Source organism: [Enterobacter] lignolyticus SCF1 (genome assembly GCF_000164865.1).
Taxonomy (GTDB): Bacteria; Pseudomonadota; Gammaproteobacteria; order Enterobacterales; family Enterobacteriaceae; genus Enterobacter_B; species Enterobacter_B lignolyticus.
This window is the reverse complement of the sequence record NC_014618.1, coordinates 3,517,127-3,543,792: the sequence shown is the minus strand read 5'-3', so window position 1 is coordinate 3,543,792 and position 26,666 is coordinate 3,517,127. Positions and strand designations below refer to the sequence as shown.

The 26,666-nt window shown below is 59.7% G+C and carries 25 protein-coding genes; 13 read left to right on the top strand and 12 right to left on the bottom strand.

Translation table 11 applies throughout. The features are described from left to right. Positions 1–9 precede the first annotated feature (9 nt). The 3 genes from ENTCL_RS16555 (at position 10) to htpG (ending at position 2,928) form a co-directional block, all read left to right on the top strand. A complete protein-coding gene (locus ENTCL_RS16555; protein WP_013367293.1) occupies positions 10–342 on the top strand; it encodes a YbaB/EbfC family nucleoid-associated protein in 333 nt (110 codons plus the stop codon). Further along, complete coding sequence (gene recR / locus ENTCL_RS16550; RefSeq protein WP_013367292.1) at positions 342–947, top strand: recombination mediator RecR; 606 nt, start codon at positions 342–344, stop codon at positions 945–947. The genes ENTCL_RS16555 and recR overlap by 1 nt, the downstream gene beginning before the upstream one ends. 106 nt (positions 948–1,053) lie before the next feature. Then, entirely contained in the window at positions 1,054–2,928 is a 1,875-nt protein-coding gene (htpG, locus tag ENTCL_RS16545) for a molecular chaperone HtpG (protein ID WP_013367291.1), read from the top strand. An 11-nt stretch (positions 2,929–2,939) separates the two neighbouring features. On the opposite strand, the gene ENTCL_RS23775 is transcribed toward htpG, so the two are convergent. After that, a complete protein-coding gene (locus ENTCL_RS23775) occupies positions 2,940–3,215 on the bottom strand; it encodes a hypothetical protein (protein WP_157865557.1) in 276 nt (91 codons plus the stop codon). Between ENTCL_RS23775 and adk the strand changes: the two genes are divergently transcribed. From adk to ENTCL_RS16530, 3 genes are all read left to right on the top strand, one after another. After that, positions 3,205–3,849 (top strand): adenylate kinase, encoded by a 645-nt coding sequence (gene adk, locus ENTCL_RS16540; RefSeq protein WP_013367290.1) that lies wholly within the window; start codon positions 3,205–3,207, stop codon positions 3,847–3,849. The two genes, ENTCL_RS23775 and adk, sit on opposite strands and share 11 nt — an antisense overlap. A gap of 180 nt (positions 3,850–4,029) precedes the next feature. Continuing rightward, positions 4,030–4,992, top strand: a complete 963-nt coding sequence (gene hemH / locus ENTCL_RS16535; protein WP_013367289.1) for a ferrochelatase — start codon at positions 4,030–4,032, stop codon at positions 4,990–4,992. A gap of 73 nt (positions 4,993–5,065) precedes the next feature. Further along, complete coding sequence (locus ENTCL_RS16530; RefSeq protein WP_013367288.1) at positions 5,066–6,370, top strand: inosine/guanosine kinase; 1,305 nt, start codon at positions 5,066–5,068, stop codon at positions 6,368–6,370. A 32-nt stretch (positions 6,371–6,402) separates the two neighbouring features. On the opposite strand, the gene ybaL is transcribed toward ENTCL_RS16530, so the two are convergent. Together ybaL and ENTCL_RS16520 are read right to left on the bottom strand one after the other, a co-directional pair. Next, complete coding sequence (gene ybaL / locus ENTCL_RS16525) at positions 6,403–8,082, bottom strand: YbaL family putative K(+) efflux transporter (protein WP_013367287.1); 1,680 nt, start codon at positions 8,080–8,082, stop codon at positions 6,403–6,405. Between the two features lie 233 nt (positions 8,083–8,315). Further along, positions 8,316–9,536, bottom strand: a complete 1,221-nt coding sequence (locus ENTCL_RS16520) for an MFS transporter (RefSeq protein WP_013367286.1) — start codon at positions 9,534–9,536, stop codon at positions 8,316–8,318. Positions 9,537–9,698: 162 nt separating this feature from the next. On the opposite strand from ENTCL_RS16520, the gene ushA reads away from it, so the two are divergent. Continuing rightward, positions 9,699–11,351, top strand: a complete 1,653-nt coding sequence (gene ushA / locus ENTCL_RS16515; protein ID WP_013367285.1) for a bifunctional UDP-sugar hydrolase/5'-nucleotidase UshA — start codon at positions 9,699–9,701, stop codon at positions 11,349–11,351. Positions 11,352–11,391: 40 nt separating this feature from the next. Here ushA and ybaK read toward each other — a convergent pair whose 3' ends face one another. From ybaK to copA, 3 genes are all read right to left on the bottom strand, one after another. Continuing rightward, positions 11,392–11,871: a Cys-tRNA(Pro)/Cys-tRNA(Cys) deacylase YbaK gene (gene ybaK, locus ENTCL_RS16510; RefSeq protein ID WP_013367284.1), complete on the bottom strand. Its 480-nt coding sequence runs from the start codon at positions 11,869–11,871 to the stop codon at positions 11,392–11,394. A gap of 201 nt (positions 11,872–12,072) precedes the next feature. Then, positions 12,073–12,879: a TraB/GumN family protein gene (locus tag ENTCL_RS16500; protein WP_013367283.1), complete on the bottom strand. Its 807-nt coding sequence runs from the start codon at positions 12,877–12,879 to the stop codon at positions 12,073–12,075. A gap of 88 nt (positions 12,880–12,967) precedes the next feature. Further along, on the bottom strand, positions 12,968–15,469 hold the full coding sequence (copA, locus tag ENTCL_RS16495) for a copper-exporting P-type ATPase CopA (protein WP_013367282.1): 2,502 nt from the start codon (positions 15,467–15,469) through the stop codon (positions 12,968–12,970). A gap of 108 nt (positions 15,470–15,577) precedes the next feature. Between copA and cueR the strand changes: the two genes are divergently transcribed. Next, positions 15,578–15,997 carry a Cu(I)-responsive transcriptional regulator gene (gene cueR / locus ENTCL_RS16490; protein ID WP_013367281.1) on the top strand — a complete coding sequence of 140 codons (420 nt, stop codon included), beginning with the start codon at positions 15,578–15,580 and terminating at the stop codon, positions 15,995–15,997. Between the two features lie 4 nt (positions 15,998–16,001). Here the strand turns inward: cueR and ENTCL_RS16485 are convergent, their stop codons facing one another. Continuing rightward, positions 16,002–16,463 (bottom strand): NfeD family protein, encoded by a 462-nt coding sequence (locus ENTCL_RS16485; protein ID WP_013367280.1) that lies wholly within the window; start codon positions 16,461–16,463, stop codon positions 16,002–16,004. Beyond that, positions 16,460–17,377, bottom strand: coding sequence for an SPFH domain-containing protein (locus ENTCL_RS16480; RefSeq protein ID WP_013367279.1), 918 nt, complete (start codon positions 17,375–17,377; stop codon positions 16,460–16,462). The genes ENTCL_RS16485 and ENTCL_RS16480 overlap by 4 nt, the downstream gene beginning before the upstream one ends. A 121-nt stretch (positions 17,378–17,498) precedes the next feature. On the opposite strand from ENTCL_RS16480, the gene fetA reads away from it, so the two are divergent. Together fetA and fetB are read left to right on the top strand one after the other, a co-directional pair. Further along, on the top strand, positions 17,499–18,167 hold the full coding sequence (gene fetA / locus ENTCL_RS16475; protein ID WP_013367278.1) for an iron efflux ABC transporter ATP-binding subunit FetA: 669 nt from the start codon (positions 17,499–17,501) through the stop codon (positions 18,165–18,167). Further along, positions 18,154–18,933, top strand: coding sequence for an iron efflux ABC transporter permease subunit FetB (gene fetB / locus ENTCL_RS16470; protein ID WP_013367277.1), 780 nt, complete (start codon positions 18,154–18,156; stop codon positions 18,931–18,933). The genes fetA and fetB overlap by 14 nt, the downstream gene beginning before the upstream one ends. A gap of 54 nt (positions 18,934–18,987) precedes the next feature. Here the strand turns inward: fetB and ENTCL_RS16465 are convergent, their stop codons facing one another. The 3 genes from ENTCL_RS16465 to tesA are packed head-to-tail and all read right to left on the bottom strand — an operon-like array spanning position 18,988 to position 21,327. Continuing rightward, positions 18,988–19,842 carry a co-chaperone YbbN gene (locus ENTCL_RS16465; protein ID WP_013367276.1) on the bottom strand — a complete coding sequence of 285 codons (855 nt, stop codon included), beginning with the start codon at positions 19,840–19,842 and terminating at the stop codon, positions 18,988–18,990. Between the two features lie 59 nt (positions 19,843–19,901). Further along, positions 19,902–20,672 carry an SDR family oxidoreductase gene (locus tag ENTCL_RS16460; protein WP_013367275.1) on the bottom strand — a complete coding sequence of 257 codons (771 nt, stop codon included), beginning with the start codon at positions 20,670–20,672 and terminating at the stop codon, positions 19,902–19,904. A 28-nt stretch (positions 20,673–20,700) separates the two neighbouring features. Further along, on the bottom strand, positions 20,701–21,327 hold the full coding sequence (gene tesA / locus ENTCL_RS16455) for a multifunctional acyl-CoA thioesterase I/protease I/lysophospholipase L1 (RefSeq protein ID WP_125451923.1): 627 nt from the start codon (positions 21,325–21,327) through the stop codon (positions 20,701–20,703). Between tesA and ybbA the strand changes: the two genes are divergently transcribed. The 3 genes from ybbA (at position 21,295) to ENTCL_RS16440 (ending at position 25,276) form a co-directional block, all read left to right on the top strand. Further along, complete coding sequence (gene ybbA, locus ENTCL_RS16450; protein ID WP_013367273.1) at positions 21,295–21,981, top strand: putative ABC transporter ATP-binding protein YbbA; 687 nt, start codon at positions 21,295–21,297, stop codon at positions 21,979–21,981. The genes tesA and ybbA overlap by 33 nt on opposite strands. Next, positions 21,978–24,392, top strand: coding sequence for a putative ABC transporter permease subunit YbbP (ybbP, locus tag ENTCL_RS16445; RefSeq protein ID WP_013367272.1), 2,415 nt, complete (start codon positions 21,978–21,980; stop codon positions 24,390–24,392). Before ybbA ends, ybbP begins: the two co-directional genes overlap by 4 nt. A 440-nt stretch (positions 24,393–24,832) precedes the next feature. Continuing rightward, positions 24,833–25,276, top strand: a complete 444-nt coding sequence (locus ENTCL_RS16440) for a hypothetical protein (RefSeq protein WP_013367271.1) — start codon at positions 24,833–24,835, stop codon at positions 25,274–25,276. 277 nt (positions 25,277–25,553) lie between these two features. Here the strand turns inward: ENTCL_RS16440 and mnmH are convergent, their stop codons facing one another. Beyond that, positions 25,554–26,642 carry a tRNA 2-selenouridine(34) synthase MnmH gene (gene mnmH / locus ENTCL_RS16435; RefSeq protein WP_013367270.1) on the bottom strand — a complete coding sequence of 363 codons (1,089 nt, stop codon included), beginning with the start codon at positions 26,640–26,642 and terminating at the stop codon, positions 25,554–25,556. Between the last annotated feature and the right edge of the window lie 24 nt (positions 26,643–26,666).

Genomic DNA, 26,666 nt, shown 5'->3' with positions numbered 1-26,666 from the left:
GAGATGCCTATGTTCGGTGGTAAAGGCGGTCTGGGTAACCTGATGAAGCAGGCCCAGCAGATGCAAGAAAAAATGCAGAAAATGCAGGAAGAAATCGCTAAGCTGGAAGTCACTGGCGAATCCGGCGCAGGTCTGGTGAAGGTCACCATCAACGGCGCGCATAACTGCCGTCGCGTGGAAATCGACCCGAGCCTGCTCGAAGACGACAAAGAGATGCTGGAAGATCTGGTTGCCGCGGCGTTCAACGATGCCGCTCGCCGTATCGAAGAGACTCAGAAAGAGAAAATGGCGTCTGTGTCCTCCGGTATGCAGCTGCCGCCAGGCTTTAAGATGCCGTTCTGATGCAGACCAGCCCTCTGTTAACCCAGTTAATGGAAGCGCTGCGCTGCCTGCCGGGCGTCGGCCCGAAGTCGGCGCAGCGTATGGCCTTTACCCTGCTGCAGCGTGACCGCAGCGGGGGAATGCGCCTGGCGCAGGCGCTGACCCGGGCGATGTCGGAAATCGGCCACTGCGCCGATTGCCGCACCTTCACCGAGCAGGACGTCTGCAACATCTGCTCGAATCCGCGTCGTCAGGAAAACGGTCAGATTTGCGTGGTGGAAAGCCCGGCGGATATCTACGCTATCGAACAAACCGGGCAATTTTCCGGCCGCTACTTCGTGCTGATGGGACATTTGTCGCCGCTCGACGGCATCGGGCCTGACGATATCGGCCTCGACCGGCTGGAACAGCGGCTGGCGGCAGAAACGCTCAGCGAAGTGATCCTCGCGACCAACCCGACGGTGGAAGGCGAAGCGACCGCCAACTATATTGCCGAGCTTTGCGAGCAGTATGGCGTCGAAGCCAGCCGCATTGCCCACGGCGTACCGGTCGGCGGCGAGCTGGAAATGGTGGATGGCACCACGCTGTCGCACTCGCTTGCCGGGCGTCATAAGATTAAATTCTGAACAAACGGAGGCCGTCGCGATGGCCTCCGCTTGAAAAACTTTCCCTGTATCCCCATTTCTCCCTCAACGCTTTTTTACCCTAAATATGGCATTGAGGAATTTTCCAATGAAAGGACAAGAAACCCGTGGTTTCCAGTCGGAAGTTAAACAGCTTCTGCACCTGATGATCCATTCTCTCTATTCCAACAAAGAAATCTTCCTGCGCGAGCTTATCTCCAACGCCTCCGATGCGGCAGACAAGCTGCGCTTTCGCGCGTTGTCTAACCCGGATCTGTACGAAGGCGACGGCGAACTGCGCGTGCGCGTGTCGTTTGATAAAGACAAACGCACCCTGACGATTGCCGATAACGGCATCGGGATGACCCGCGACGAGGTGATTGACCACCTCGGTACGATAGCCAAATCCGGCACCAAGGCGTTCCTTGAGTCCATGGGCTCCGACCAGGCAAAAGACAGCCAGCTTATCGGCCAGTTCGGCGTCGGGTTTTACTCGGCGTTCATCGTGGCGGATAAGGTCACCGTGCGCACCCGCGCCGCAGGCGAAAGCGCCGAAAGCGGCGTGTTCTGGGAATCTCAGGGCGAAGGCGAATACACCGTCGCGGATATCACTAAGGCCGATCGCGGGACCGAAATCACCCTGCACCTGCGCGAAGGCGAAGACGACTTCCTGAACGACTGGCGCGTACGCTCCATCATCAGCAAATATTCCGACCACATCGCGCTGCCGGTAGAGATTGAAACTCAGGAAGAGAAAGACGGCGAAACCGTTGTCTCCTGGGAGAAAATCAACAAGGCCCAGGCGCTGTGGACGCGCAACAAGTCGGAAATCAACGACGACGAGTACAACGAGTTCTATAAGCATATCGCGCACGACTTCACCGATCCGCTGACCTGGAGCCACAACCGTGTGGAAGGGAAGCAGGAGTACACCAGCCTGCTGTACATCCCGTCCCAGGCGCCGTGGGATATGTGGAACCGCGATCACAAGCACGGTCTGAAGCTGTACGTGCAGCGCGTGTTCATCATGGACGACGCCGAGCAGTTCATGCCGAACTACCTGCGCTTTGTCCGCGGCCTGATTGACTCCAACGACCTGCCGCTGAACGTGTCCCGTGAAATTCTGCAGGACAGCACCGTTACCCGCAACCTGCGCACCGCGCTGAGCAAACGCGCGCTGCAGATGCTGGAAAAACTGGCGAAAGATGACGCGGAAAAATACCAGACCTTCTGGAAACAGTTCGGCCTGGTGCTGAAGGAAGGCCCGGCGGAAGACCACGCTAACCAGCAGACCATCGCGAAACTGCTGCGCTTCGCGTCGACCCACACCGACTCCGCCGCGCAGACCGTGTCGCTGGAAGAGTATGTCTCCCGCATGAAGGAAGGGCAGGAGAAGATTTACTACATCACCGCCGACAGCTATGCCGCGGCGAAGAGCAGCCCGCACCTGGAGCTGCTGCGTAAGAAGGGCATTGAGGTGCTGCTGCTCTCCGATCGCATCGACGAGTGGATGATGAGCTACCTGACCGAGTTCGACGGTAAGGCGTTCCAGTCCGTGGCCAAAGCTGACGAGTCGATCGACAAGCTGGCGGATGACGTCGATGAAAGCGCGAAGGAAGCGGAAAAAGCGCTGACGCCGTTTGTCGAGCGGGTGAAAACCCTGCTGGGCGAGCGGGTGAAAGAGGTGCGTCTGACCCACCGTCTGACCGACACTCCGGCGATTGTCACCACCGACGCCGACGAGATGAGCACCCAGATGGCGAAGCTGTTCGCCGCAGCGGGCCAGAGCGTGCCGGACGTGAAGTACATCTTCGAGCTGAACCCGGATCACGCGCTGGTGAAACGGGCGGCGGATACCCAGGATGACGCGCAGTTTGGCGAGTGGGTCGAGCTGCTGCTCGATCAGGCGCTGTTCGCCGAGCGCGGCACGCTGGAAGATCCGAACCTGTTTATTCGCCGCATGAACCAGCTGCTGGTGTCCTGATAGCCGTTTTGTCATGCCGGATGGCGCTGACGCTTATCCGGCCTACGGTGAACTCTGCTTTTGTAGGCCGGATGGCGCTGACGCTTATCCGGCACACGATGAACTCTGCTTTTGTAGGCCGGATAAGGTGCTTGCACCGCCATCCGGCTTTTTTTCGCACACCTTTTCCCTATTAACCGTTTCAGCGCCGCCCCGCTTCCTTGAGACAAATGCGTGATGGTGGTATCGTTTAGCGCTTTTTTAAAAATATCGACAACCTTTGAGGGGATTTTCGCAATGCGTATCATTCTGCTTGGCGCTCCGGGCGCGGGTAAAGGAACTCAGGCTCAGTTCATCATGGAGAAATACGGTATTCCGCAGATCTCTACCGGCGATATGCTGCGCGCTGCCGTGAAATCCGGCTCCGAGCTTGGCAAACAGGCAAAAGACATCATGGATGCGGGCAAGCTGGTCACCGACGAGCTGGTTATCGCCCTGGTGAAAGAGCGCATTGCTCAGGAAGACTGCCGCAACGGTTTCCTGCTGGACGGCTTCCCGCGCACCATTCCGCAGGCTGATGCCATGAAAGAGGCGGGCATCAACGTGGACTACGTGCTGGAGTTCGACGTACCGGACGAGCTGATTGTCGATCGTATCGTCGGTCGCCGCGTTCATGCCGCTTCCGGCCGCGTTTACCACATCAAATTCAATCCGCCGAAGGTGGAAGGTAAAGACGACGTTACCGGCGAAGAGCTGACGACCCGTAAAGACGACCAGGAAGAGACCGTACGTAAGCGCCTGGTGGAATATCATCAGATGACCGCGCCGCTTATCGGCTACTACTCTAAAGAAGCGCAGGCGGGTAACACCCGGTACGCGAAGGTTGACGGTACCAAAGCCGTTGCCGACGTACGCGCTGAGCTGGAAAAAATCCTCGGCTAAGGCCGTTTTGCCTGATGGCGCTACGCTTATCAGGCCTACAAAGCAGGAATGCAGTTGTAGGCCGGATAAGGTGCTTGCACCGCCATCAGGCAACTATCCGCATGACCTCTCACAGCAATTAGTTCTTCTTACTCGCTTTTCCGCTACAATTATCAGCCAGTTAACAGACAAGAGGCGGTAATGCGTCAGACGAAAACCGGCATTTTGCTTGCCAACCTCGGGACTCCCGACGCGCCAACATCCGATGCGGTGAAACGCTACCTGCGCCAGTTTTTGAGCGATCCGCGGGTCGTGGATACGCCTCGCCTGCTGTGGTGGCCGCTGCTGCGCGGCGTTATCTTACCGCTGCGCGCGCCGCGGGTGGCAAAGCTGTATCAGTCCGTCTGGATGGAGGGCGGTTCGCCGCTGATGGTCTACAGCCGCCAGCAGCAGCAGGCGCTGGCGCAGCGTCTGCCGCAGACGCCGGTCGCGCTCGGCATGAGCTACGGCTCGCCGTCGCTGGAAAGCGCGGTTGACGAACTGCTGGCCCAGAACGTCGATCATATCGTCGTGCTGCCGCTCTATCCGCAGTATTCCTGTTCAACGGTTGCCGCCGTCTGGAACGAGCTGGCGCGTATTCTGGCGCATAAGCGCCGCATCCCGGGAATATCCTTTATACGCGATTATGCGGATGACGAAGGCTATATCCGGGCGCTGGCCAACAGCGCACGCGCCGCGTTCGCCGCCCACGGCGAGCCGGACCTGCTGCTGCTCTCCTATCACGGCATCCCTCAGCGCTACGCCGATGAAGGCGATGATTATCCGCAGCGCTGCCGCGACACCACGCGCGAGCTGGTGTCGGCGCTGGGCATTGCGCACGATAAGGTGATGATGACCTTCCAGTCGCGCTTTGGCCGCGAGCCGTGGCTGACGCCCTACACCGACGAAACGCTGAAAATGCTGGCGGAGAAGGGGGTGAAACACGTCCAGGTGATGTGCCCGGGCTTTTCTGCCGACTGCCTGGAAACGCTCGAGGAGATAGCCGTGCAGAACCGGGAGATTTTCCTCGAGGCCGGGGGGCAGAAATATGAATACATTCCGGCGCTTAATGCTTCTGCGGACCATATTGACATGATGGTCAAGCTGACCGCAGCAGTACGCTGATTGCGGGCAGCAGCGATCGGGCGGGGAATATGCTACTATTCTCCGCTCGTTAACAGCTACCTGACCGCAGATCATGAAATTTCCCGGTAAACGCAAATCCAAACACTATTTCCCCGTTAACGCCCGCGATCCGCTGCTCCAGCAAATCCAGCCTGAAAGTGAAACCAGCGCCTCCTGGGTGGTGGGTATCGACCAGACGCTGGTGGACATCGAAGCGAAAGTGGATGACACGTTCGTTGAACGCTACGGCCTGAGCGCTGGTCATTCTCTGGTGATTGATGATGACGTCGCGGATGCGCTTTATCAGGAGCTGGTACGGGAAAACCTGATTACCCACCAGTTTGCCGGCGGGACTATCGGCAATACCATGCACAACTACTCGGTGCTGGCCGATGACCGTTCGGTGCTGCTGGGCGTCATGTGCAGCAATATCGAAATCGGCGGTTATGCCTATCGCTACCTGTGCAACACCTCCAGCCGTACCGACCTCAATCACCTGCAGGGCGTAGAGGGGCCGATTGGCCGCTGCTTCACGCTGATTGGCGATAACGGTGAACGCACCTTTGCCATCAGCCCGGGGCACATGAACCAGCTGCGCCCGGAGAGCATTCCGGAGTCGGTTATCGCGGGCGCGTCGGCGCTGGTGCTGACCTCCTACCTGGTGCGCTGCAAGCCCGGCGAGCCGATGCGCGACGCGACGATGAAGGCCGTCGAATACGCCAAAAAGCACAACGTGCCGGTGGTGCTGACGCTCGGCACCAGGTACGTGATTGCCGATAACCCGGCCTGGTGGCAGGCGTTTCTTAAAGAGAACGTCTCGATTCTCGCCATGAACGAAGAAGAAGCGGAAGCGCTGACCGGCATCGCCGATCCGCTGCTGGCCTCTGATAAGGCGCTGGACTGGGTGGATCTGGTGCTGTGCACCGCCGGGCCGATAGGCCTGTATATGGCGGGCTTTACCGAAGAGGAAGCCAAACGCAAAACCCAGCATCCGCTGCTGCCGGGCGCTATCGCCGAGTTTAACCAGTATGAGTTCAGCCGCGCGATGCGTCACAAAGACTGTGAGAATCCGCTGCGTATCTATTCGCACATCGCCCCCTACATGGGCGGGCCGGAGAAGATAATGAACACCAACGGCGCGGGAGACGGCGCGCTGGCGGCGCTGCTGCACGACATCACCGCCAACAACTATCACCGTTCCAATGTGCCGAACTCCAGCAAGCACAAGTTTACCTGGCTCACCTATTCGTCGCTGGCCCAGGTGTGCAAATACGCCAACCGCGTGAGCTACCAGGTGCTGAACCAGCATTCCCCGCGCCTGACGCGCGGTCTGCCGGAGCGCGAAGACAGCCTCGAAGAGTCGTACTGGGATCGTTAATTCGGCGCAGGCCGGACGGCGGCGTAAACGCCTTATCCGGCCTGCATCGCTGGCGTTATCTCATCCGCGGTCAGCAGCGACATCATCGTTTTGGCGATTTCACGCTCGCCCATCACCACCTGGCTGGCGCCGCGTTCGGTAATGTAGGCCACCTCGTCGTCGTAGTGCGCGCGGGCGATAATCTCAATCTGTGGGCACTTCTCCCGGGCGGAGGCGACAATTTCTCCGGCTTCATAGCCGTTCGGAATGGTCAGCAGCAGCCAGCGCGCGCAGTCGAGGTGCGCCAGCGCCATAATTTCCTCGCTGGCGGCGTTGCCCAGCACCGCGCGGATCCCCCGCTCGCGCAGCTCGTCCACGCGGGTGCGGGAGGTCTCAATCACCACCAGCGGAATTCCCTGCGCCATCAGCTTCTCGCCGAGCAGGCTGCCGACGCGGCCATAGCCGACCAGCAGCGCATGGTTGCAGATATCCACCGGGATTTGCTTCTCTTCTTCGATAGCCTCTTCCAGGGTCTGCTCTTCCAGCGTCTCGGTTTTATCGAGGTATTTTTCCAGCAGGGCGAACAGCACCGGGTTGAGCATGATGGACAGGATCGCGCCTGCGAGCACCAGATTTTGCCCCGCCTGCGGCAGCAGGTCGAGCGCCATGCCGAGGCCCGCGAGGATAAAGGCGAATTCACCAATCTGCGCCAGGCTTGCGGCGATGGTCAGCGCCGTGCGCTGCGAGTGGCCGAACATTCGCACCAGCAGGAACGCCGCGACGGATTTGCCGAAAATAATGATAACGAGGGTGCCCAGCACCGCCAGCGGCTGCTCGATAAGGATCCTCGGGTCGAACAGCATTCCCACCGAGACGAAGAACAGCACCGCGAACGCATCGCGCAGCGGCAGCGTGTCGTGCGCCGCGCGGTGGCTCAGCTCTGATTCATTCAGCACCATCCCGGCGAAGAATGCGCCAAGCGCAAAGGAGACGTCGAACAGCTCAACCGCGCCGAAGGCGATGCCCAGCGCCAGCGCCAGCACCGAAAGGGTAAACAGCTCGCGGGAGCCCGTCGCCGCGCTGCGCGCCAGAATCCACGGCACCAGACGGCGGCCTACCAGCATCATAATGGCGATAAAGGCGACAACCTTGCCGATGGTCAGCCCCATATCGATGGCCAGCGCGCCGAAACCGGTGTTGCCTTTTTCCAGCATTCCGGCGACGGCCGGCAGCAGAACCAGCGTCAGCACCATCACCAGATCTTCGACAATCAGCCAGCCGATGGCGATTTGCCCGCGCTGGCTGTCGATAAGCTGACGCTCCTCAAGGGCGCGCAGCAGCACCACGGTACTGGCGGTGGAGAGGCAAAGCCCGAAGACGATGCCGGTCATCAGCGACCAGCCGAGCAGGCCGGAGAGCCCCATCCCCAGCAGCGTCGCCACGGCTATCTGGGCTACCGCGCCGGGAATGGCGATGGCCTTTACCGCCATCAGATCCTTCAGCGAAAAATGCAGGCCGACGCCGAACATCAGCAGGATGACGCCAAGCTCGGCCAGTTCAGGCGCCAGCTGGGTGTCCGCCACAAAACCTGGCGTAAAAGGACCAGACAGTACGCCCGCTAACAGATATCCCACCAGAGGAGAAATACGCAGTTTGTTGGCAATCATGCCGAGGATAAAAGCGAGCACAAGCCCGCCGACAATGGTGGTGATTAGCGGTGTCGCGTGGTGCATTCCGTCTCCTTTCGTAGCGGCGTGGGGTCCATGTCATGGCGCTGCGCCAAATCCTGGTAATAGTTTATGACACTTTAAACGATTCTGTTTATGAATAATTATTGAATTTTGATGAAAAACAGAATTAAGCGATAAAAAAGCACAGATCGGAAAAACAATACCTTTAAGGCGACAGGAGGTAGGATATCTCTGGGAATGACGGCGGCCAAAGTTTCACTTTAGCCGCCGGAAAGTCAGGCTTTATGCCGGTTATCAGGCAGGAATATGGTCAACATGCCAAGTAACGGCAGGAAAGCACATATTTTATAGACCAACTCGATACTGGTGTGGTCGGCGATAAGGCCGAGCACGGCGGCGCCAAGGCCGCCCATCCCGAAGGCGAAACCGAAAAACAGCCCGGAAACCATACCGATACGCCCCGGCAGCAGCTCCTGAGCGTAGACGAGAATGGCCGAGAACGCCGAGGCAAGGATAAAGCCGATAATCACGGTTAAGATCCCCGTCCACCACAGGGTGGCGTACGGTAACACCAGGGTAAACGGCGCCACGCCGAGAATAGAGCCCCAGATGACGTATTTACGCCCAATTTTATCGCCAACCGGCCCGCCGATGACCGTCCCTGCCGCCACGGCGAACAGGAAGGCGAACAGATGGATCTGCGCGTTTTGCACCGACAGCCCGAATTTGTGCATCAGATAAAAGGTGTAATAGCTGCTGATGCTGGCCATATAGAAGTATTTGGAAAAAATCAGCAGCAGCAGCACGCAGACGGCCAGAATCACCTTATTGCGCGGCAGCGGATTCACCACCGGCGCCTTCGGCTTGCCTTTATTGATACGGTGCTGGGCGGCGTACCAGCGGCTGATTTGCGCCAGCACGACGATAGCCAGCAGCGCCGCCAGTACGAACCAGGCCACATTGCCTTTACCGTACGGCGCGATAATCACCGCCGCCAGCAGCGGGCCGAGGGAGCTGCCGAAGTTGCCGCCCACCTGAAACAGCGACTGCGCCAGCCCGTGACGGCCGCCGGAGGCCATGCGCGCCACGCGGGAGGACTCCGGATGGAACACCGACGAGCCGGTGCCGACCAGCGCCGCCGCCAGCAGCACCGTACCGAAACTGCCCGCCAGCGCCAGCAGCACCAGGCCGCTTAAGGTAAAGCACATGCCGATCGGCAGCGACCACGGCATCGGGTATTTGTCGGTCCAGTAACCGACAATCGGCTGCAGCAGCGACGAGGCCAGCTGGAAGGTCAGGGTGATCATCCCGATCTGCACGAAGCTTAGCGAGAACTCGGACTGTAAAAGCGGGTAGATCGCCAGAATGAGCGACTGGATCATGTCATTGAGCAGGTGCGAGAGGCTGATTGCCCCCAGGATGCCGAACGACGTGCGCGACTTCGGCGACGACGCCGGGGCCCCCGGAATGGGCTGAGTAGATTCACTGATTGCCATAAATACCACGTCTATAGTTATTGGAAGTGCAGGGAGTAATTATTATCCAACTAACATACCTGCCGATGAGTTTTGAAGGAAGTCTCGATTCTGCAAACAAAGTTGTCTATCTTTGTTACACATTGTAATTTCAGCACTTGTCATTACGTCAGGGAGAGAAACATGAGATTTTTGCAACGCGGCGTCGCGCTGGCGATGCTGGCGGCATGGTCGCTGGCAAGCCTGCCCGCGCAGGCCTATGAGCAGGATAAGACCTACAAGATAACCATCCTGCACACCAACGATCACCACGGCCACTTCTGGCGAAGCGAATACGGCGAATATGGCCTCGCGGCGCAAAAAACGCTGGTGGACAGCATTCGTAAAGAGGTGGCGGCAGAGGGCGGCAGCGTCTTGTTGCTCTCCGGCGGCGACATCAATACCGGCGTGCCGGAATCCGACCTGCAGGATGCAGAACCCGACTTCCGCGGCATGAACCTGATAGGCTATGACGCGATGGCCGTGGGCAACCACGAGTTCGATAACCCGCTCAGCGTGCTGCGCCAGCAGGAGAAGTGGGTCAAATTCCCGTTCCTCTCCGCCAATATCTATCAGAAAAGCACCGGCGAGCGGCTGTTTAAGCCGTGGGCGCTGTTTAACCGCCAGGGACTGAAGATTGCGGTTATCGGCCTGACCACCGACGATACGGCGAAAATCGGCAATCCGGAATATTTCACCGACATCGAATTTCGCAAACCGGCCGAGGAAGCGAAGCTGGTTATCCAGGAACTTCAGCAGACGCAAAAACCGGACATTATCCTCGCCGCGACCCACATGGGGCATTATGACAACGGCGACCATGGCTCCAACGCGCCGGGAGATGTCGAGATGGCCCGCAGCCTGCCGGCCGGTTCGCTGGCGATGATTGTGGGCGGTCACTCACAGGACCCGGTCTGCATGGCCTCGGAGAATAAAAAGCAGGTCGACTATGTGCCGGGTACGCCGTGCGCGCCGGACAGGCAAAACGGCATCTGGATAGTGCAGGCCCACGAGTGGGGCAAATACGTCGGCCGCGCCGATTTTGAGTTCCGCAACGGGGAGATGAAGCTGGTGCATTATCAGCTGATCCCGGTCAACCTGAAGAAAAAAGTGACCTACGATAACGGGCAAAGCGAGCGCGTGCTTTACACGCCACAGATCCCGGAGAACCCGCAGATGCTCTCGCTGCTGACGCCGTTTCAGAACAAAGGCAAGGCGCAGCTGGAGGTGAGAATCGGCGAGGTGAACGGCCGCCTTGAAGGGGATCGCAGTAAAGTCCGCTTTGTGCAGACCAACATGGGACGCCTGCTGCTGGCGGCGCAAATGGCGCGTACCGGCGCTGATTTCGCCGTCATGAGCGGCGGCGGCATCCGCGATTCTATCGACGCCGGAAAGATAACCTATAAAGACGTGCTGAAGGTGCAGCCGTTCGGCAACGTGCTGGTCTATGCCGATATGCCGGGTAAAGAGGCGGTGGAGTATCTGACCGCCGTCGCGCAAATGAAGCCGGATTCCGGCGCTTACCCGCAGTTCGCCAACGTCAGTTTTGTGGCGAAAGACGGTAAGCTGAGCGATCTGAAGATTAAAGGCGAGCCTGTCGATCCGGCGAAAACCTACCGGATGGCGACGCTGAGCTTTAACGCCACCGGCGGCGACGGCTATCCGCATATCGATAACAAGCCTGGCTATGTGAATACCGGGTTTATCGACGCCGAGGTGCTTAAGCAGTATATCGAGCAGAACTCGCCGCTGGATGCGGGCGCCTATGAGCCGAAAGGCGAGGTAAGCTGGCAGTAACGGTGAAAGTACCCGGTGAGCCGATGCTCACCGGGTGCTGTTAATCCCTGCGCGCGATATCCGCAAATTTGGCATCCAGCATTTTCGCCAGAGAGTCCGCCGCCAGTTCAATATCCAGGCCGCGCTTACCGCCGGACACATAGATCGTATCAAACGTTTGGGCAGGCGCGTCAATTAGCGTCGGCAGGCGCTTCTTCTGACCGAGCGGGCTGATGCCGCCGACCAGGTACCCCGTGGTGCGCTGCGCCACCATGGGATCGGCCATATCCACCTTTTTCGCGCCCAGCGCTTTGGCGACTTTTTTCAGATCGAGCTGCGTGGCGACCGGCGTGACCGCGACGGCCAGCTGCTTCATATCGCCATTCATGGCGACCAGCAGCGTTTTATAGACCCGATCCGCGTTCAGCCCCAGCTTACGCACCACCTCATCACCAAAGTTGGTTTCGTTAGGATCGTGATCGTAGGTGTGGATCTGAAACGGAATCTTGTTTTTTTCGAGTAGCTTAACGGCGGGAGTCATAACCATCCTTCTTACTGCCTATCTGAAGTGCGACAAGCATACGCCTGATGGTTGCTGAAAAAATAGTATTATCTTGCGCAATAGTGTTGGCAGTGATGGTTACTTTGAGCGACAATCGGAAGATCCGGAGTGCGAACTCCGGGATAATAATAACGATGAAATTCCTCTTTGACGGGCCAATAGAAATATTGGCCATTTTTTTTATTTTATCGCGGCAGCCAGCATGGCGGGCAGATTGCCCTCGCCGTACAGATGCAGCGCGCCGACGGCCACCACGTAGCGCCCCGGCGGCAGGGCCAGCAGCATATCGCGCCACGCCAGGTTGCGCTGATGCATCAGCACATCATACAGCGTTTCGCTAAAGGTATTGGGCAGCGGCGCTGCGGCGTTGGTCGGCGGCTGCTCCAGCCACCAGCCGATCATCACCTGCAGCAGCCGGGCGTTGGTGTGCCAGTGGGTGAGCGTATCTTCCAGCAGCGAAAGCCCGTCGTCCGGCAGCTGACGCAGTAGTGCCACCTGATTCTCCGCCCCCTCCAGCTCAATCACCCGGGTATCCGTACCGCGTACGCTGTTCAACATCTGATAATCAATACCGTAATCGGCGCGCAGCCCCAGCGTTTGCGCCTGGGTCGCCTGCAGCACCATGGCTATCTGCCACAGCGGCTGGTTGTCGAAGAGGGCGAGCGACAGACCCAGCTCGTCGGCCTGTTTTTCCAGCTTCTGGAGTACGTCGGCCGCCAGGCGCCCGGCCAGCGGCGGGTAGTCAGGAAGCGAGCCAAAGGGGCTGTCGCTGCCGGAGACATCGGCTTCGACGATCAGCGCATCGGCCTGGCGGATCTTTTTCAGCAGCTGGGGAGGCAGCGGGGACATATCGCGGGTACCCATATGGATGCTGCCGACAAGGTGAAGGTGGCGGTTGCCAGGAAGGATAACATCCAGCGCGGGCCAGGAATAAGACGCCCCGCAGAGGGTTCGCCACAGCATTTTTATTCTGTTTAACAGGCTCATACGCGCTCCGTGATGAAAGGCTCATGCTAGCGCGTTGCCCCGGGAGGCGCAATGCTAACCCCCGCCTCAAACGAGGCGGGGGTTAGGGCTATGCTTTAGGTTTGAAGCGCAGCAGGCGGTTGGCGTTGCTGACCACGGTAATGGACGACAGCGCCATCGCCGCGCCGGCCACCACCGGGTTCAGCAGGGTGCCGGTCAGCGGCCAGAGAATGCCCGCCGCAATCGGGATGCCGAGCGAGTTGTAGATAAACGCCCCCAGCAGGTTCTGCTTCATGTTGCGCAGCGTCGCGCGCGAAATCGCCAATGCATCGGCAACGCCGACCAGGCTATGGCGCATCAGGGTTATCGCCGCGGTTTCGATAGCGACGTCGCTGCCGCCGCCCATCGCAATCCCGACCTCCGCCTGGGCCAGGGCCGGGGCGTCGTTGATGCCGTCGCCGACCATCGCCACCTGGCGACCTTCCGCCTGCAGCTTTTTAATCGCTTCGGCTTTACCGTCCGGCAGCACGCCGGCGATGACCTCATCAATACCCGCCTCTTTGGCGATCGCGTTGGCGGTGATGGGGTTATCCCCGGTGAGCATCACCAGGCGATAGCCTTCACGGTGCAGGCGCGCCAGCGCGCTGACGCTGTCTTCGCGCAGCGGATCGCGCACGGCCAGCAGCGCGGCGACGACGCCGTCGATCGCCAGCAGCACCGGCGTCGCCCCGCGGGCGGCCTGCGCCTGAATCTCGTCGGCAAGCGATGCGGTATCCACATTGTGCTCGTTGAGCAGCGCCTGGTTGCCGAGCAGCAGGGCGCGGCCTTCCGCGCTGCCGCTGACGCCAAGGCCGCGCAGGGTGCGGAAGTCGCTGACCTGCGGCAACGTCTGGCCTGCGGCTTTCTCAAGAATGGCGTGCGCCAGCGGGTGGCTGGAGCCTTGCTCAAGGGCGGCGGCCAGACGCAGGGCCTGGGCGTCCTCCGCGCCGTTCACGGTGACGACCGCGACGACCTGCGGTTTCCCTTCCGTCAGGGTGCCGGTTTTATCAAACACCAGCGTGTCCAGCTGGCTGGCGCGCTGCAGGGCATCGGCATCGCGCACCAGTACGCCGTACTCGGCGGCGCGCCCTACGCCCGCGATAATCGACATCGGCGTTGCCAGCCCGAGGGCGCACGGGCAGGCGATGATCAGCACCGTGGTGGCAATGACCAGGGTGTAGACAATTTGCGGCGCCGGGCCGAAAAAGTACCAGATGGCGGCGCTGACCAGCGCGATAACCACCACGGTCGGAACAAACACCGCCGAAATGCGGTCCGCCAGCTGGCCGATTTCCGGCTTGCTGCTCTGCGCCTGGCGCACCATGCGAATAATGCGCGACAGCGTGGTATGGCTGCCCGTGCGACTTGCGCGGAACAGCACGCTGCCGTCCTGGACGACGGTCCCGGCGTGAATGCTTTCGCTGTCGCCTTTTTGCTGCGGCACCGGTTCGCCGGTGAGCATCGCTTCGTCAAACCAGGCTTCGCCCTGGGTAATTTCGCCATCCACCGGGACGCGGTCGCCGGTGGTCAGGCGCAGCGTCATACCGGGCTGAACGTCCGCCAGAGGAACGGTGATTTCTCCCTCTTCGGTGACCACCCGGGCGGTTGGCGGCGTCAGGTCGAGCAGTTTCTCCAGCGCTTTCGACGAGCGCTGGCGGGCGCGGGCCTCCAGCATGTGGCCGAGGTTAATCAGACCAATGATCATGGCGCTGGCCTCATAGTAGAGGTGCCGGGCCTCCATCGGGAACCACTGCGGCCAGACGTTGACGCTCATGGAGTAAAGCCAGGCCACGCCGGTACCCAATGCAACCAGCGTATCCATGGTGGCGGCACCGTTTCTCAGGCTCTTCCACGCGCTGGTGTAAAAATGGCCGCCCGCGAAGACCATCACGGCGAGGGTCAGCAGGCCGATGCCAAGCCACAGAGACTGGTTCGCGTCGGTGACCATCATGTTGTCGCCGATCATCCCCCAGACCATCACCGGCAGGCCGACGAGGAGGGCGACAATCGCCTGCCAGCGAAAACGCTTCATGGTGGCGACGGCGGTCTGCTGCTGGCGTTCGCGGCGTTCCTGGTCATCTTCGATGGCCTCCGCGCCGTAGCCCGCTTTCTCCACCGCCTGCACTAATTCTGCTGCGGACGCACTGCCCATGACCAGCGCGGTGCGTTCCGCAAGGTTTACCCGTGCCTGCGACACTCCCGGAACCGCCGCAAGAGCGTTTTGCACCCGGGAGACGCAGCTGGCGCAGCTCATACCGTTAATCAACAGCTGTTGGCTGTCATCAATATCGTCGGCTGCCGGAAGCTCTGGGGGGGCCGCTGTCAGTGCTTCCGACGGGATTGATGACTCTGCCAGCGGTTTAGCCTTTGGGTGGCTGACGACCGCGCCGTATCCGGCCTGTTTGATGGTTTCAATCAGCTGTTCAGCGCTGGCGCTGCCGGTGATATGCGCTTCGGTAACGGTGACGTCGGCCTGCTCAACGTCGGAACGTTGCTCCAGGCTCTCTTTCACGCGTTTAACACAGTGGCCGCAGGAGAGGCCATCGAGCGTCAGATCGATAGTGTGAGACATAACAAAACTCCTTTATAATTACCCGGTCAGATATTGACCGACATAATGCTTTCATCTAACTGTTATGAAGGTTAAACCTTCCATCAAGGGGAAGGTCAAGGAGGAAATGTGAATATTAGCGATGTAGCGAAAAAAACCGGTTTAACCAGCAAAGCCATTCGCTTCTATGAAGAGAAAGGGCTGGTGACGCCGCCGCTGCGCGGCGACAACGGCTACCGCAGTTACACGCAAAAGCACCTCGATGAGCTGACGCTGCTGCGCCAGGCGCGGCAGGTGGGGTTTAATCTGGAAGAGTGCGGCGAGCTGGTGAACCTGTTTAACGATCCAGAACGGCACAGCGCCGATGTGAAAGCGCGGACGCTGCAAAAGGTGGCGGATATTGAGCGGCACATCAAAGAGCTGCAGAACATGCGTACGCAGCTGCTGACATTGGCGGAAGCCTGTCCTGGCGATGACAGCGCCGAGTGCCCGATAATCGACAATCTCGCCGGCGGCTGTCACCACCACAAAGCAGGATCAAGCCACTAGTCGGCTAGCGGCGGGGGCAGGCGCGAACGCGCAGCACGATGCCCTCTACCGCGATAACCTCCACGTGGGTGCCGGCGGGCAGATCGTCTTCGGCGCTGACCGGCCACGAGCTGTCGCCGACGCGCATGTGCCCGCGGCCATTGCTCAGGGCGCTGTCGAGCGTAAAGCGCATGCCGACGAGCTGCTGGCCGCGCTGGTTAAGATGGCTGTCGGTCGCTTTCTGCTGCCTGACCCGGCCCGTAAGCCAGCGCCACCACAGCCAGGCGGCGAGCAGCGTCAGCACCGCAAACAGCGCGCCCTGCCACTCCCAGCCGACGGGCAGCAGCCACACCAGCAGCCCGGTAACGAGCGCCGCGACGCCGCTCCACAGCAGATAGCCGTTTCCCCCCAGCATCTCCGTCGCCAGCAGCAACCCGCCAAGGCTTAGCCAGAAAACATGCGGGTGAGTGAGGATCGCGTCGATCATGGTTTTTTCCGCGCGCTGGCGCTGTCTTTGACCAGCTCGGCGATCCCGGCGATCGACCCCATCAGGCTGCTGGCGTCGAGCGGCATCATCACCACCTTGCTGTTATTGGCAGAGCCAATCTGCTGCAGCGCCTCGGTGTATTTCTGCGCCACGAAGTAGTTCACCGCCTGGATATCCCCGGCGGCGATCGCCTCAGACACCATCTGCGTTGCGCGGGCTTCCGCCTCGGCGGAGCGTTCGCGCGCCTCGGCCTGCAGGAACGCCGACTGGCGCTCGCCCTCGGCTTTGAGGATCTGCGACTGCTTTTCCCCTTCCGCCTTGAGGATTTCCGCCTGACGCACCCCTTCGGCTTCGAGGATGTAGGCGCGTTTGGTACGTTCCGCTTTCATCTGAGCGTTCATCGAGGAAATCAGTTCCGCAGGCGGGCGCACGTCGCGGATCTCGATACGCGTGACCTTGATGCCCCACGGATTGGTGGCTTCATCCACGATATGCAGCAGGCGGGTGTTAATACTGTCGCGCTGGGAGAGCATTTCGTCGAGCTCCATGGAGCCGAGCACCGTACGGATGTTGGTCATGGTCAGGTTGATGATCGCCAGCTCAAGATTGCTGACCTCATAGGCGGCTTTCGGCGCGTCGATCACCTGGATAAAGCAGACGGCGTCAATGGTGACGTTGGCGTTATCTTTCGAGATGATTTCCTGCGAGGGGATGTCGAGCACCTGCTCCATCATATTGATCTTGCGGCCGATGCGGTCCATAAACGGCACCACGAGGCTCAGGCCCGGCTGCAGCGTTTTGGTGTAACGCCCGAAGCGTTCAACCGTCCACTGAAAGCCCTGAGGAACAATCTTCACCCCTGCGCCGACAATCACCAGCGCGACAAAGATCATGACGGGAATAAATACGAGCATCAAAAACCTCCTGTTTTTTTACCTGAACGACCTAAGATAAAGTATATCTTTTATCCCCAGCGCTGCGAAACAATAACGGATACAATAGGCAAGGTTTAGTACGCAAAAAAACGGATATATCATGAAGGAAATATTGCAATTAAAGCAGGTGGGTTATCGCGTCGGCGATAATACTATTTTGCGCGATATCAATCTGACGCTGCGGGAAGGCGAATTCACCCTGATTACCGGCCCGTCGGGCTGTGGTAAAAGTACGCTGCTCAAAATCATCGCTTCGCTGATTAGCCCCACTTCCGGCACGCTGCTGTTTGAGGGAAACGACGTCGAGCGCCTGTCGCCGGAAGCCTATCGCCAGCAGGTCTCCTACTGTACGCAAACGCCGGTGCTGTTTGGCGATACCGTTTACGACAATCTCATTTTTCCGTGGCAAATCCGCAATAAGCGCCCGGAGCCAGAAGCGCTGCTCGCCGATTTAGCCCGCTTTGGCTTAGCGCCGGAGACGCTGGAAAAATCAATCACTGAACTTTCCGGCGGAGAAAAACAGCGGGTCTCGCTCATTCGTAATTTGCAGTTTTTGCCAAAAGTATTATTGCTTGACGAAATTACCAGCGCGCTGGACGAAGAAAATAAGCATAAGGTGAACGACATCATTCACCACTACGCGGCGGAAAAAAATATTGCCGTGCTGTGGGTCACGCACGATCGGGGCGAAATCCGCCATGCGGATAGCGTCATTACGCTGGCGGCGAATGCGGGCGCAATGCAGGAGAGCACGCATGAGCGAGCATAATATTACCAACGGATCGCTGGCGTTTGCGCTGGTGCTGGTGCTGGTGGCCATTGTCGTCAGCTACCGGGAAAAGCTGGCGCTGGAAAAAGAGATCATCTGGAGCATTTGCCGGGCGGTTGTGCAGCTGGTGATTGTCGGCTACGTGCTGAAGTACATCTTTAACGTCAACCACGCGGTGCTGACGCTGCTGATGGTGCTGTTTATCTGTTTTAACGCGGCGTGGAACGCCCAGAAGCGCAGTAAATATATCGATAAGGCGTTCACATCGTCGTTTATTGCCATTACTACCGGCACGGCGCTTACCCTGGCGGTGCTGGTGTTCTCGGGGTCGATAAGCTTTACGCCGATGCAGGTGATCCCCATCTCCGGGATGATCGCCGGTAACGCGATGGTGGCGGTGGGGCTGTGCTACAACAACCTGGGACAGCGCTTTCGCAGCGAGCAGCAGCAGATTCAGGAAAAGCTCAGCCTGGGGGCGACGCCAAAGATGGCCTCGGCGCGGCTGATTCGCGAAAGCATTCGCGCATCGCTCATTCCGACGGTCGATTCGGCCAAAACGGTGGGGCTGGTGAGCTTACCGGGGATGATGTCAGGGCTGATTTTCGCTGGTATTGACCCGGTAAAAGCGATTAAGTATCAGATTATGGTGACCTTCATGCTGCTGTCGACCGCCAGCCTGTCAACGATCATCGGCTGCTATCTGACCTACCGGAAGTTCTACAACGCGCGCCATCAGCTGGTGGTGACGCAGCTTAAGAAATCATAGCGCGTGTCGTATTTTGTAGGCCCGGTAAGCGCTAGCGCCACCGGGCGTTTTTCATTAATAGAGCAGGGCGTACAGCTTACGGCGATACTGTGACGCCAGCGCGTCGCCGGTGCCCAGCGCCGCCAGGATCTCCTGGAACATCTTACGCGCTTGGCCGTCCGCCGCGCCGAGATCCTTTTTGAGGTGGCCGAACAGCAGCGCCAGCGCCTCTTCGTTACGCCCGACCTGATGCAGCTGCAGCGCCAGCTGCGACGCCAGCGCGGCGTCGTCCGGATTTTCATCAACCTGTTGCTGCAGATGCTGAATTTCCGGGGTGTCGGCGGCCTGTTTCAGCAGCTCAATCTGCGCGACCAGCCCCTGGTAGCGGGTGTCCTGATCCTGCAGCGGAATGGTTTTCAGGGTGATCTGCGCATCCTCTGTCCGGTGCAGAACTATCTGGGTTTCCGCCAGCAGCAGGCCAATCTGGCTGTCCTGGCCGGACAGCTGCCAGGCCTCTTTCAGCAGCGGCAGCGCTTCGGCGTGTTTGCCTTCCTGCATCAGCGCCATGGCTTCCTGCGCCTTCAGCTCTTCTTCGCGCGGCAGCACCTTGTCGAGCAGGGCGCGAATCGCCTCTTCCGGCTGCGGGCCCTGGAAGCCGTCCACCGGCTGGCCGTTCTGGAACAGGTACACGGTTGGGATGGCGCGCAGGCCAAACTGCGAGGCGATCATCTGTTCAGCGTCGCAGTCCACTTTGGCGAGAATAAACTGCCCGTTGTATTGGGCTGCCAACGTGTCCAGCACCGGCGTCAGCTGCTCGCAGTGCTGGCTGCGCGCGGACCAGAAATAGAATAGCACCGGGGTGGCGACAGACTGTTCCAGCGTCTGGTGCAGGTTGGCTTCGGTAATGTTGACGATATTCTGTACTGACATGTGATTATCTCGTTTGTCGATTTTTACATTACATGGGGGCAGCGCGGCGCGCCTTCAACTCAGCCCTGTAAGATTTTATCCATCATCCGGCCCGGCAGCAGGCGCTTGAGCAGCATCACGACGTGAGTCACTACCGTCACCGGATAGCGCATTTTCGGCTTGTCGCTGAGAAACGCGTGGCGCACTTTTTCCACCACCGCCTCCGGGCCAAGGGTAAAGCGCGCGGCAATGCCCGGGTTCTCGACCGGCCTGTCGGCCTCGGTCTGGTTAACGTTGTCGGTAAAGCGGGTGCGAATCGGCCCCGGTTCAATCAGGCTGACCTTGATACCGCTGTAGCGCAGCTCCATACGCAGCGCATCCGACCAGGCCTCCAGCGCGTATTTGCTGGCCGCATAGGCGCCGCGGCCTGGCGTGGAGATAAGCCCCATCACCGATGAGGTCATCACGATACGCCCTTCGCCGTGCGGCAGCATCGCCGGGAGCAGGCGCAGGGTGAGCTGGTGCGCGCCAAAAAAGTTGGTGGAAAACTGCTGCTCCAGCTGTGCGCGGCTGATCGTGGTCAGCGGGCCGTAGACCCCGTATCCGGCGTTATTGAAGATCCCGAACAGCCGGTTTTCCGTCAGGGCGATGACCTCATCGGCGGCCCGCTCGACGCTGTCCGGCGAGTCCAGATCCAACAGAATGCCGGTCAGGCCTAAAGCCGACATCCGGGCAACATCGTCCGGTTTGCGGCAGGCGGCCAGCACGCGAAATCCCTGACGTTTAAGCTCAAGCGCGCTTTCCAGACCGATACCGCTGGAACATCCTGTAATTAAGACCGTTTTTTGCATAACTTTACCTGAAGACGACCCCGGATTATCAGGAGTCGTGATTAACTAAGGGAGCCAGGCGTGTCGCCATCCAGTCGGCAATGAACGGCTGTGCGTCACGATTGGGGTGAATACCATCATCCTGCATCCACTGCGGTTTCAGATAGACTTCTTCCATGAAGAAAGGGAGCAGTGGAATATTAAATTCGCTGGCGAGCTTCGGATATATCGCGCTAAAAGAGGCATTATAACGGCGACCATAGTTCGCCGGGAGCCGAATTTGCATCAGCAGCGGTTTGGCGTTGGCGGCTTCGATATCCTTAAGGATGGCGCGCAGCGTCGCTTCCGTCTGCTGCGGCGGAAAGCCGCGCAGGCCGTCGTTGCCGCCAAGCTCCACCAGCACCCAGCGGGGCTGATGCTGCTTTAGCAGCTCCGGCAGGCGCGCCAGCCCCTGCTGTGAGGTGTCCCCGCTGATGCTGGCGTTGATGACGTCGGTTTTCGGCTGCCATTTGGCGTTAAGCAGCGCGGGCCATGCGGCATTGGCCGCCATGCGGTAACCGGCGCTGAGGCTGTCGCCTAACACCAGAACGGTGTCGGCAAACGCGGCGCGGCAGGTTAACAGAACCAGGAACAGGAAAGGCACATGCCAGCGGAAAACATACTTGAAGTTCATCATCTTAAGAAATCCGTCGGTCAGGGGGAGCAGGAGCTTTCCATCCTCACCGGAGTTGAGCTGCTTGTCAAACGGGGCCAGACCATTGCGCTGATCGGCGAGTCCGGCTCCGGCAAGTCAACGCTGCTGGCGATTCTGGCGGGGCTGGACGACGGCAGCAGCGGTGAAGTGACGCTGCTTGGGCAGCCTTTGCACGCGATGGATGAAGAGGCGCGGGCGAAGCTGCGCGCGGAGCATGTCGGGTTTGTTTTCCAGTCGTTTATGCTGATCCCCACGCTCAACGCGCTGGAGAACGTAGAGCTTCCCGCGCTGCTGCGCGGTGAAAGCGATCGCCAGGGGCGGCAGGGGGCCAAAGCGCTGCTGGAACAGCTGGGGCTCGGCCAGCGTTTGCACCACCTTCCGGCGCAGCTTTCCGGCGGCGAGCAGCAGCGCGTGGCGCTGGCTCGCGCGTTTAACGGCCGTCCGTCGCTGCTGTTCGCGGATGAACCGACCGGTAATCTTGACCGCCAGACGGGCGAACGTATCGCCGATCTGCTGTTTTCGCTTAACCGCGAGCACGGCACCACGCTGATTCTGGTGACGCACGACCTGACGCTGGCGGCGCGCTGCGATCGTCGTCTGCGCCTGAATAACGGGCAGTTGCAGGAGGAAGCATGATTGCGCGCTGGTTCTGGCGGGAGTGGCGTTCGCCGTCGCTGCTGATTGTCTGGATGGCGCTGAGCCTGGCGGTGGCCTGCGTGCTGGCGCTGGGCAGCATCAGCGACCGTATGGACAAAGGGCTCAGCCAGCAGAGCCGCGACTTTATGGCCGGCGACCGCACCCTGCGTACCGACAAACCCGCGCCGCAGGCGTGGCTGGACAAAGCCCGCGCGCTGGGGCTGAAGGTGGGCGAACAGCTGAACTTCACGACGATGACCTACGCCGGAGACACGCCGCAGCTGGCCAGCGTCAAGGCGGTCGACGACGTTTATCCGATGTACGGCGAGCTGCAAACCGAGCCGCCGGGTCTGAAGCCGCAGGCGGGCAGCGTGCTGCTGGCCCCCAGGCTGATGGCGCTGCTGAACCTGAAAACCGGCGATACGATCGACGTCGGCGATACCACATTGCGGATTGCCGGCGCCGTTATCCAGGAGCCGGATTCGGGCTTTAACCCGTTCCAGATGGCGCCCCGGCTGATGATGAACGTGGCAGATGTGGCAAAAACCGGCGCGGTGCAGCCGGGAAGCCGCGTCAGCTGGCGCTATAAGTTCGGCGGCACCCCTGAAGCGCTTGCGGCCTATGAGGCGTGGCTACTCCCGCAGCTGAGCCCGGAGCAGCGCTGGATTGGCCTCAATCAGGACGAGGGCGCGCTGGGTAAATCGCTGGAGCGCTCTCAGCAGTTTCTGCTGCTCTCGGCGTTGCTGACCCTGTTGCTGGCGGTGGCGGCCGTTGCGGTGGCGATGGGGCACTACTGCCGCAGTCGCTACGACCTGGTGGCGATCCTCAAAACGCTGGGGGCGGGGCGCGCGCAGCTGCGTAAGCTGATCCTCGGGCAGTGGGTTCTGCTGCTGGCGATGTCGCTGGCGACCGGCGGGGCGATGGGGCTGCTGTTTGAACATATTCTGATGGCGCTGTTAAAACCGGTGCTGCCGGCGGCGCTTCCTCCGGCCAGCCTCTGGCCGTGGCTGTGGGCGACGGGCGCGATGGTGGTGATTTCGCTGCTGGTGGGGCTGCGCCCCTGGCGCCTATTGCTGGCGACGCAGCCGCTGCGCGTCCTGCGCCGCGACGTGGTGGCGAAGGTCTGGCCGCTGCAGATCTACATTCCGCTGGCGTGCGTGGTGGTCGTATTGTTGCTGGCGTGGCTGATGGGCGGTAGCGTGCTGTTGTGGTCCGTACTGGCCGGGGCGGTGGTGCTGGCGCTGTTGTGCGGCGTCGTCGGTTGGCTGTTGCTCAATGTGCTCAAGCGCCTGACGCTGAAGGCGCTGCCGCTGCGTCTGGCGGTGAACCGTCTGCTGCGCCAGCCGTGGTCGACCCTCAGCCAGCTGGCGGCCTTCTCGCTTTCGTTTATGCTGCTGGCGCTCCTGCTGGTGCTGCGCGGCGACCTGCTCGAACGCTGGCAGCAGCAACTGCCGCCGGACAGCCCGAACTACTTCCTGATCAATATCGCCCCCGAGCAGGTTAGCCCGATGAAGGTGTTTCTGGCGGAGCATCAGGTGATCCCCTCCGCTTTTTATCCCGTCGTGCGCGCGCGTTTGACGGCCATCAATCACCAGCCGACGGAGGGCAACCCGGAAGAGGCGCTGAACCGCGAGCTGAACCTGACGTGGCAAAGCGCGCGTCCTGAGCATAATACGGTGGTGGCCGGGCAGTGGCCGCCAAAAGCGGGGGAGGTGTCCATTGAAGAGGGGCTGGCAAAACGCCTGCGTATCAACCTCGGCGACCGGATGACCTTTACCGGCGATACCCAGGACTTCAGCGCGACTGTCACCAGTGTGCGCAAGGTGGACTGGGAGAGCCTGCGGCCGAATTTTTACTTTATTTTCCCGCCTGGCGCGCTGGACGGCCAGCCGCAGAGCTGGTTGACCAGCTTCCGCTGGGATCGCGATGCGGCGCTGCTGACCCAGCTTAACCGCGAGTTTCCGACCGTCAGCCTGCTGGATATCGGCGCCATCCTGAAGCAGGTAGGACAGGTGCTGGGGCAGGTGAGCCGGGCGCTGGAAGTGATGGTGGTGCTGGTGACCGCCTGCGGTCTTTTGCTGCTGCTGGCCCAGGTGCAGGTGGGGATGCGCCAGCGCCATCAGGAGCTGGTGGTCTGGCGCACGCTCGGCGCCGGTAAATCGCTGCTGCGCGCTACGCTGTGGGCTGAATTTGCGCTGCTGGGGCTGGTGTCGGGACTGGTGGCGGCCATCGGCGCGGAAACGGCGCTGGCGCTGCTGCAAACGAAGGTCTTCGACTTCCCCTGGGAGCCGGACTGGCGGCTGTGGGTGACGCTGCCGCTGTTCGGCGGCGTGCTGCTGTCGCTGTGCGGCGGCTGGCTTGGGCTGCGCCTGCTGAAAGGCAAGGCGCTGTTCCGGCAGTTTAGCGTGTAAGGCGCACGCTTTGCCTGATGGCGCCAGGGTTTTGTAGTTTTGTAGGCCGGGTAAGCGTAGCGCCACCCGGCAGAGGTTCGGGTACAGCGGCCTTTTGCCGCTGTTTTCGTTGCGCACTTCACATTTGCGAGCAGCTTTCCAGATTCATATAAATGAAATTGTTGGATGGGCATACAGGTGTATTATCGCTTCGAACCTGAAAAGCAGGCTCCAGGATTGGCGTCCTGAACCCGTAATAACGTATGAAGCTGTTTTTCATACCACCTCTGTTTTGGCACTATTTTTTGCATTGTGCGTATAATGCAACGATGGTGGGCTGGACGAGGGCTTCTTTTGAAGCGCCGATATTCGTTACGGGTCGGTACGCCAACCTTGTTCAGTCCGCCTCCAGAATGTGGCGTTTATGGAGGCATTCCGGCAATCCGTAACGAGAATGCTATATGAACAAAGAAAATAGTAGTCAAGTTTATAACTCAGCAAGCTACAGTGAAATCACAGCTGGAAACCTCGATTTTATTGACCTTGCTGAACGGTGCGAACTTCTGTCTCAAATCATTATTGATGCCCATGAATCTGAAAGCATCACGCCGGTATTGCGCTGTCTGTCTTCCTATCTGTCTAAGTTGAATTTGTCACTTGAGGAAGATATGAGTCGCCATCGGATTATGGAGTTAACAATCAACGATGAATTTCACCGGACTGAAAAGTGGATCTTTGCTGATTCCGATCTTCAATGTGAGTATTGCCAGGCGTTAACCTCCATTTTAATGCGCAATACTTGTAATTCTGAGGAACGAGAGGTTTTATCAGGGTTACTGCATGATCTTATTGGTTATATGACTTATGAGCTTAAAGAGCCTCGATTTGGTGTCATTGATCATTGACGGTATATAATGCCGGGCTTACTCCCGGCATTACAGGCTGCTGACAAAGTGAAAAACAGAGTACGGTTAATCCCCTCTCTTTGTGGGAGAGGGCTAGGGTGAGGGGATTTTTTCTGGAGATCCGCGCGTTAACACCCTCACCCCGACCCTCTCCCTAAAAGGGAGAGGGAGAAATCATACCGCTCTTGATTTCAATGATGTTTGTCAACGGTTTGTAATACCGGGTTTATTCCCGGCATTACCTTTTAACCTGTAATGATTTTTCAGCTAAGCATCACTATATTGAATGGCTAAGCCAATCGCTCACGCCATTCCAGTCACCCCGAAACACAATTTTTTCCGCCTTTTTCCCAAGCTGATAGCGGTACATCGGATCGTAGTATTCGACCAACAGCGGATCCAGCCAGCAGAAATGCACGTCCGTCGCCCCGGTGCGCTGCTGCGCCAGCAGGGCGGTATCCAGCAGGTCCGTCAGCTGGGCAAAACGCTGTAGCCCCAGGCGGCGGCGGATGGCGAACAGCCCGTGATGCAGATACTCGCTGTACTCCTGCCAGCCCTGCTCTTCGCCAAAGGCCTGGATGAAATCGTGATGCATCCGCGTGAAGTACTCTTCCTGCAGGCGCGCGAGACGAGCCTCGAACGCGTCTTCCACGACCGCAATCGGCGCCTGCGCCATGCGATCGCGCAGGCTTTCCGGCAGGTGGTTGGCGCCTATCATATGGCCTTCATCTTCCAGCACCCAGCGTATCGGCTCCTTCTGCTGCGCTTTTTGCAGCAGGGCGACGGCGAGGTGGTTTTCAAAGCTTGCCTGCGCCGGCTGCGGCTGCAGCGTGCGGCCAAACGAGGAGCCGCGGTGATGCGCCAGCCCTTCGAGGTCGACGCCGAGCGGGTGCGCGCGCACCAGCTGCGTTTTGCCGTTGCCGGTACAGCCGCCGACAAGCACCATCGGCAGCCTGACCAGCTCGTCGGTGGCGCTTATTGCCGCCTGGCGCAGGGATTTATAGCCGCCGGGCACCAGCGGCACGTCGACTCCCGCCTCCAGCAGCCAGCGCTGGGTTATGTGTGAACGCTGTCCGCCGCGCGCGCAGCACAGCCAGGCGTCGGGGCGTTGCGCGATTGCCGCTTGCCAGGCGGCAATACGCTGCTGTCGCGTTTCTCCGCTCACCAGCTGGTGGCCGAGCGCCAGCGCCGCCTCGGCGCCGCTGCGCTTATAGCAGGTGCCGACCGCGGCGCGCTCATCGTCGTTCATCAGCGGGAGGTTGATCGCGCAGGGCATCGCCCCCTGGGCAAATTCGACCGGAGCGCGAACGTCAATTATGGGCGTACCGGCGGCAAGCAGCGCGCGGTGATCCATCCCATCTTTCATCAGGAAATCCTTCTTCAACATGCA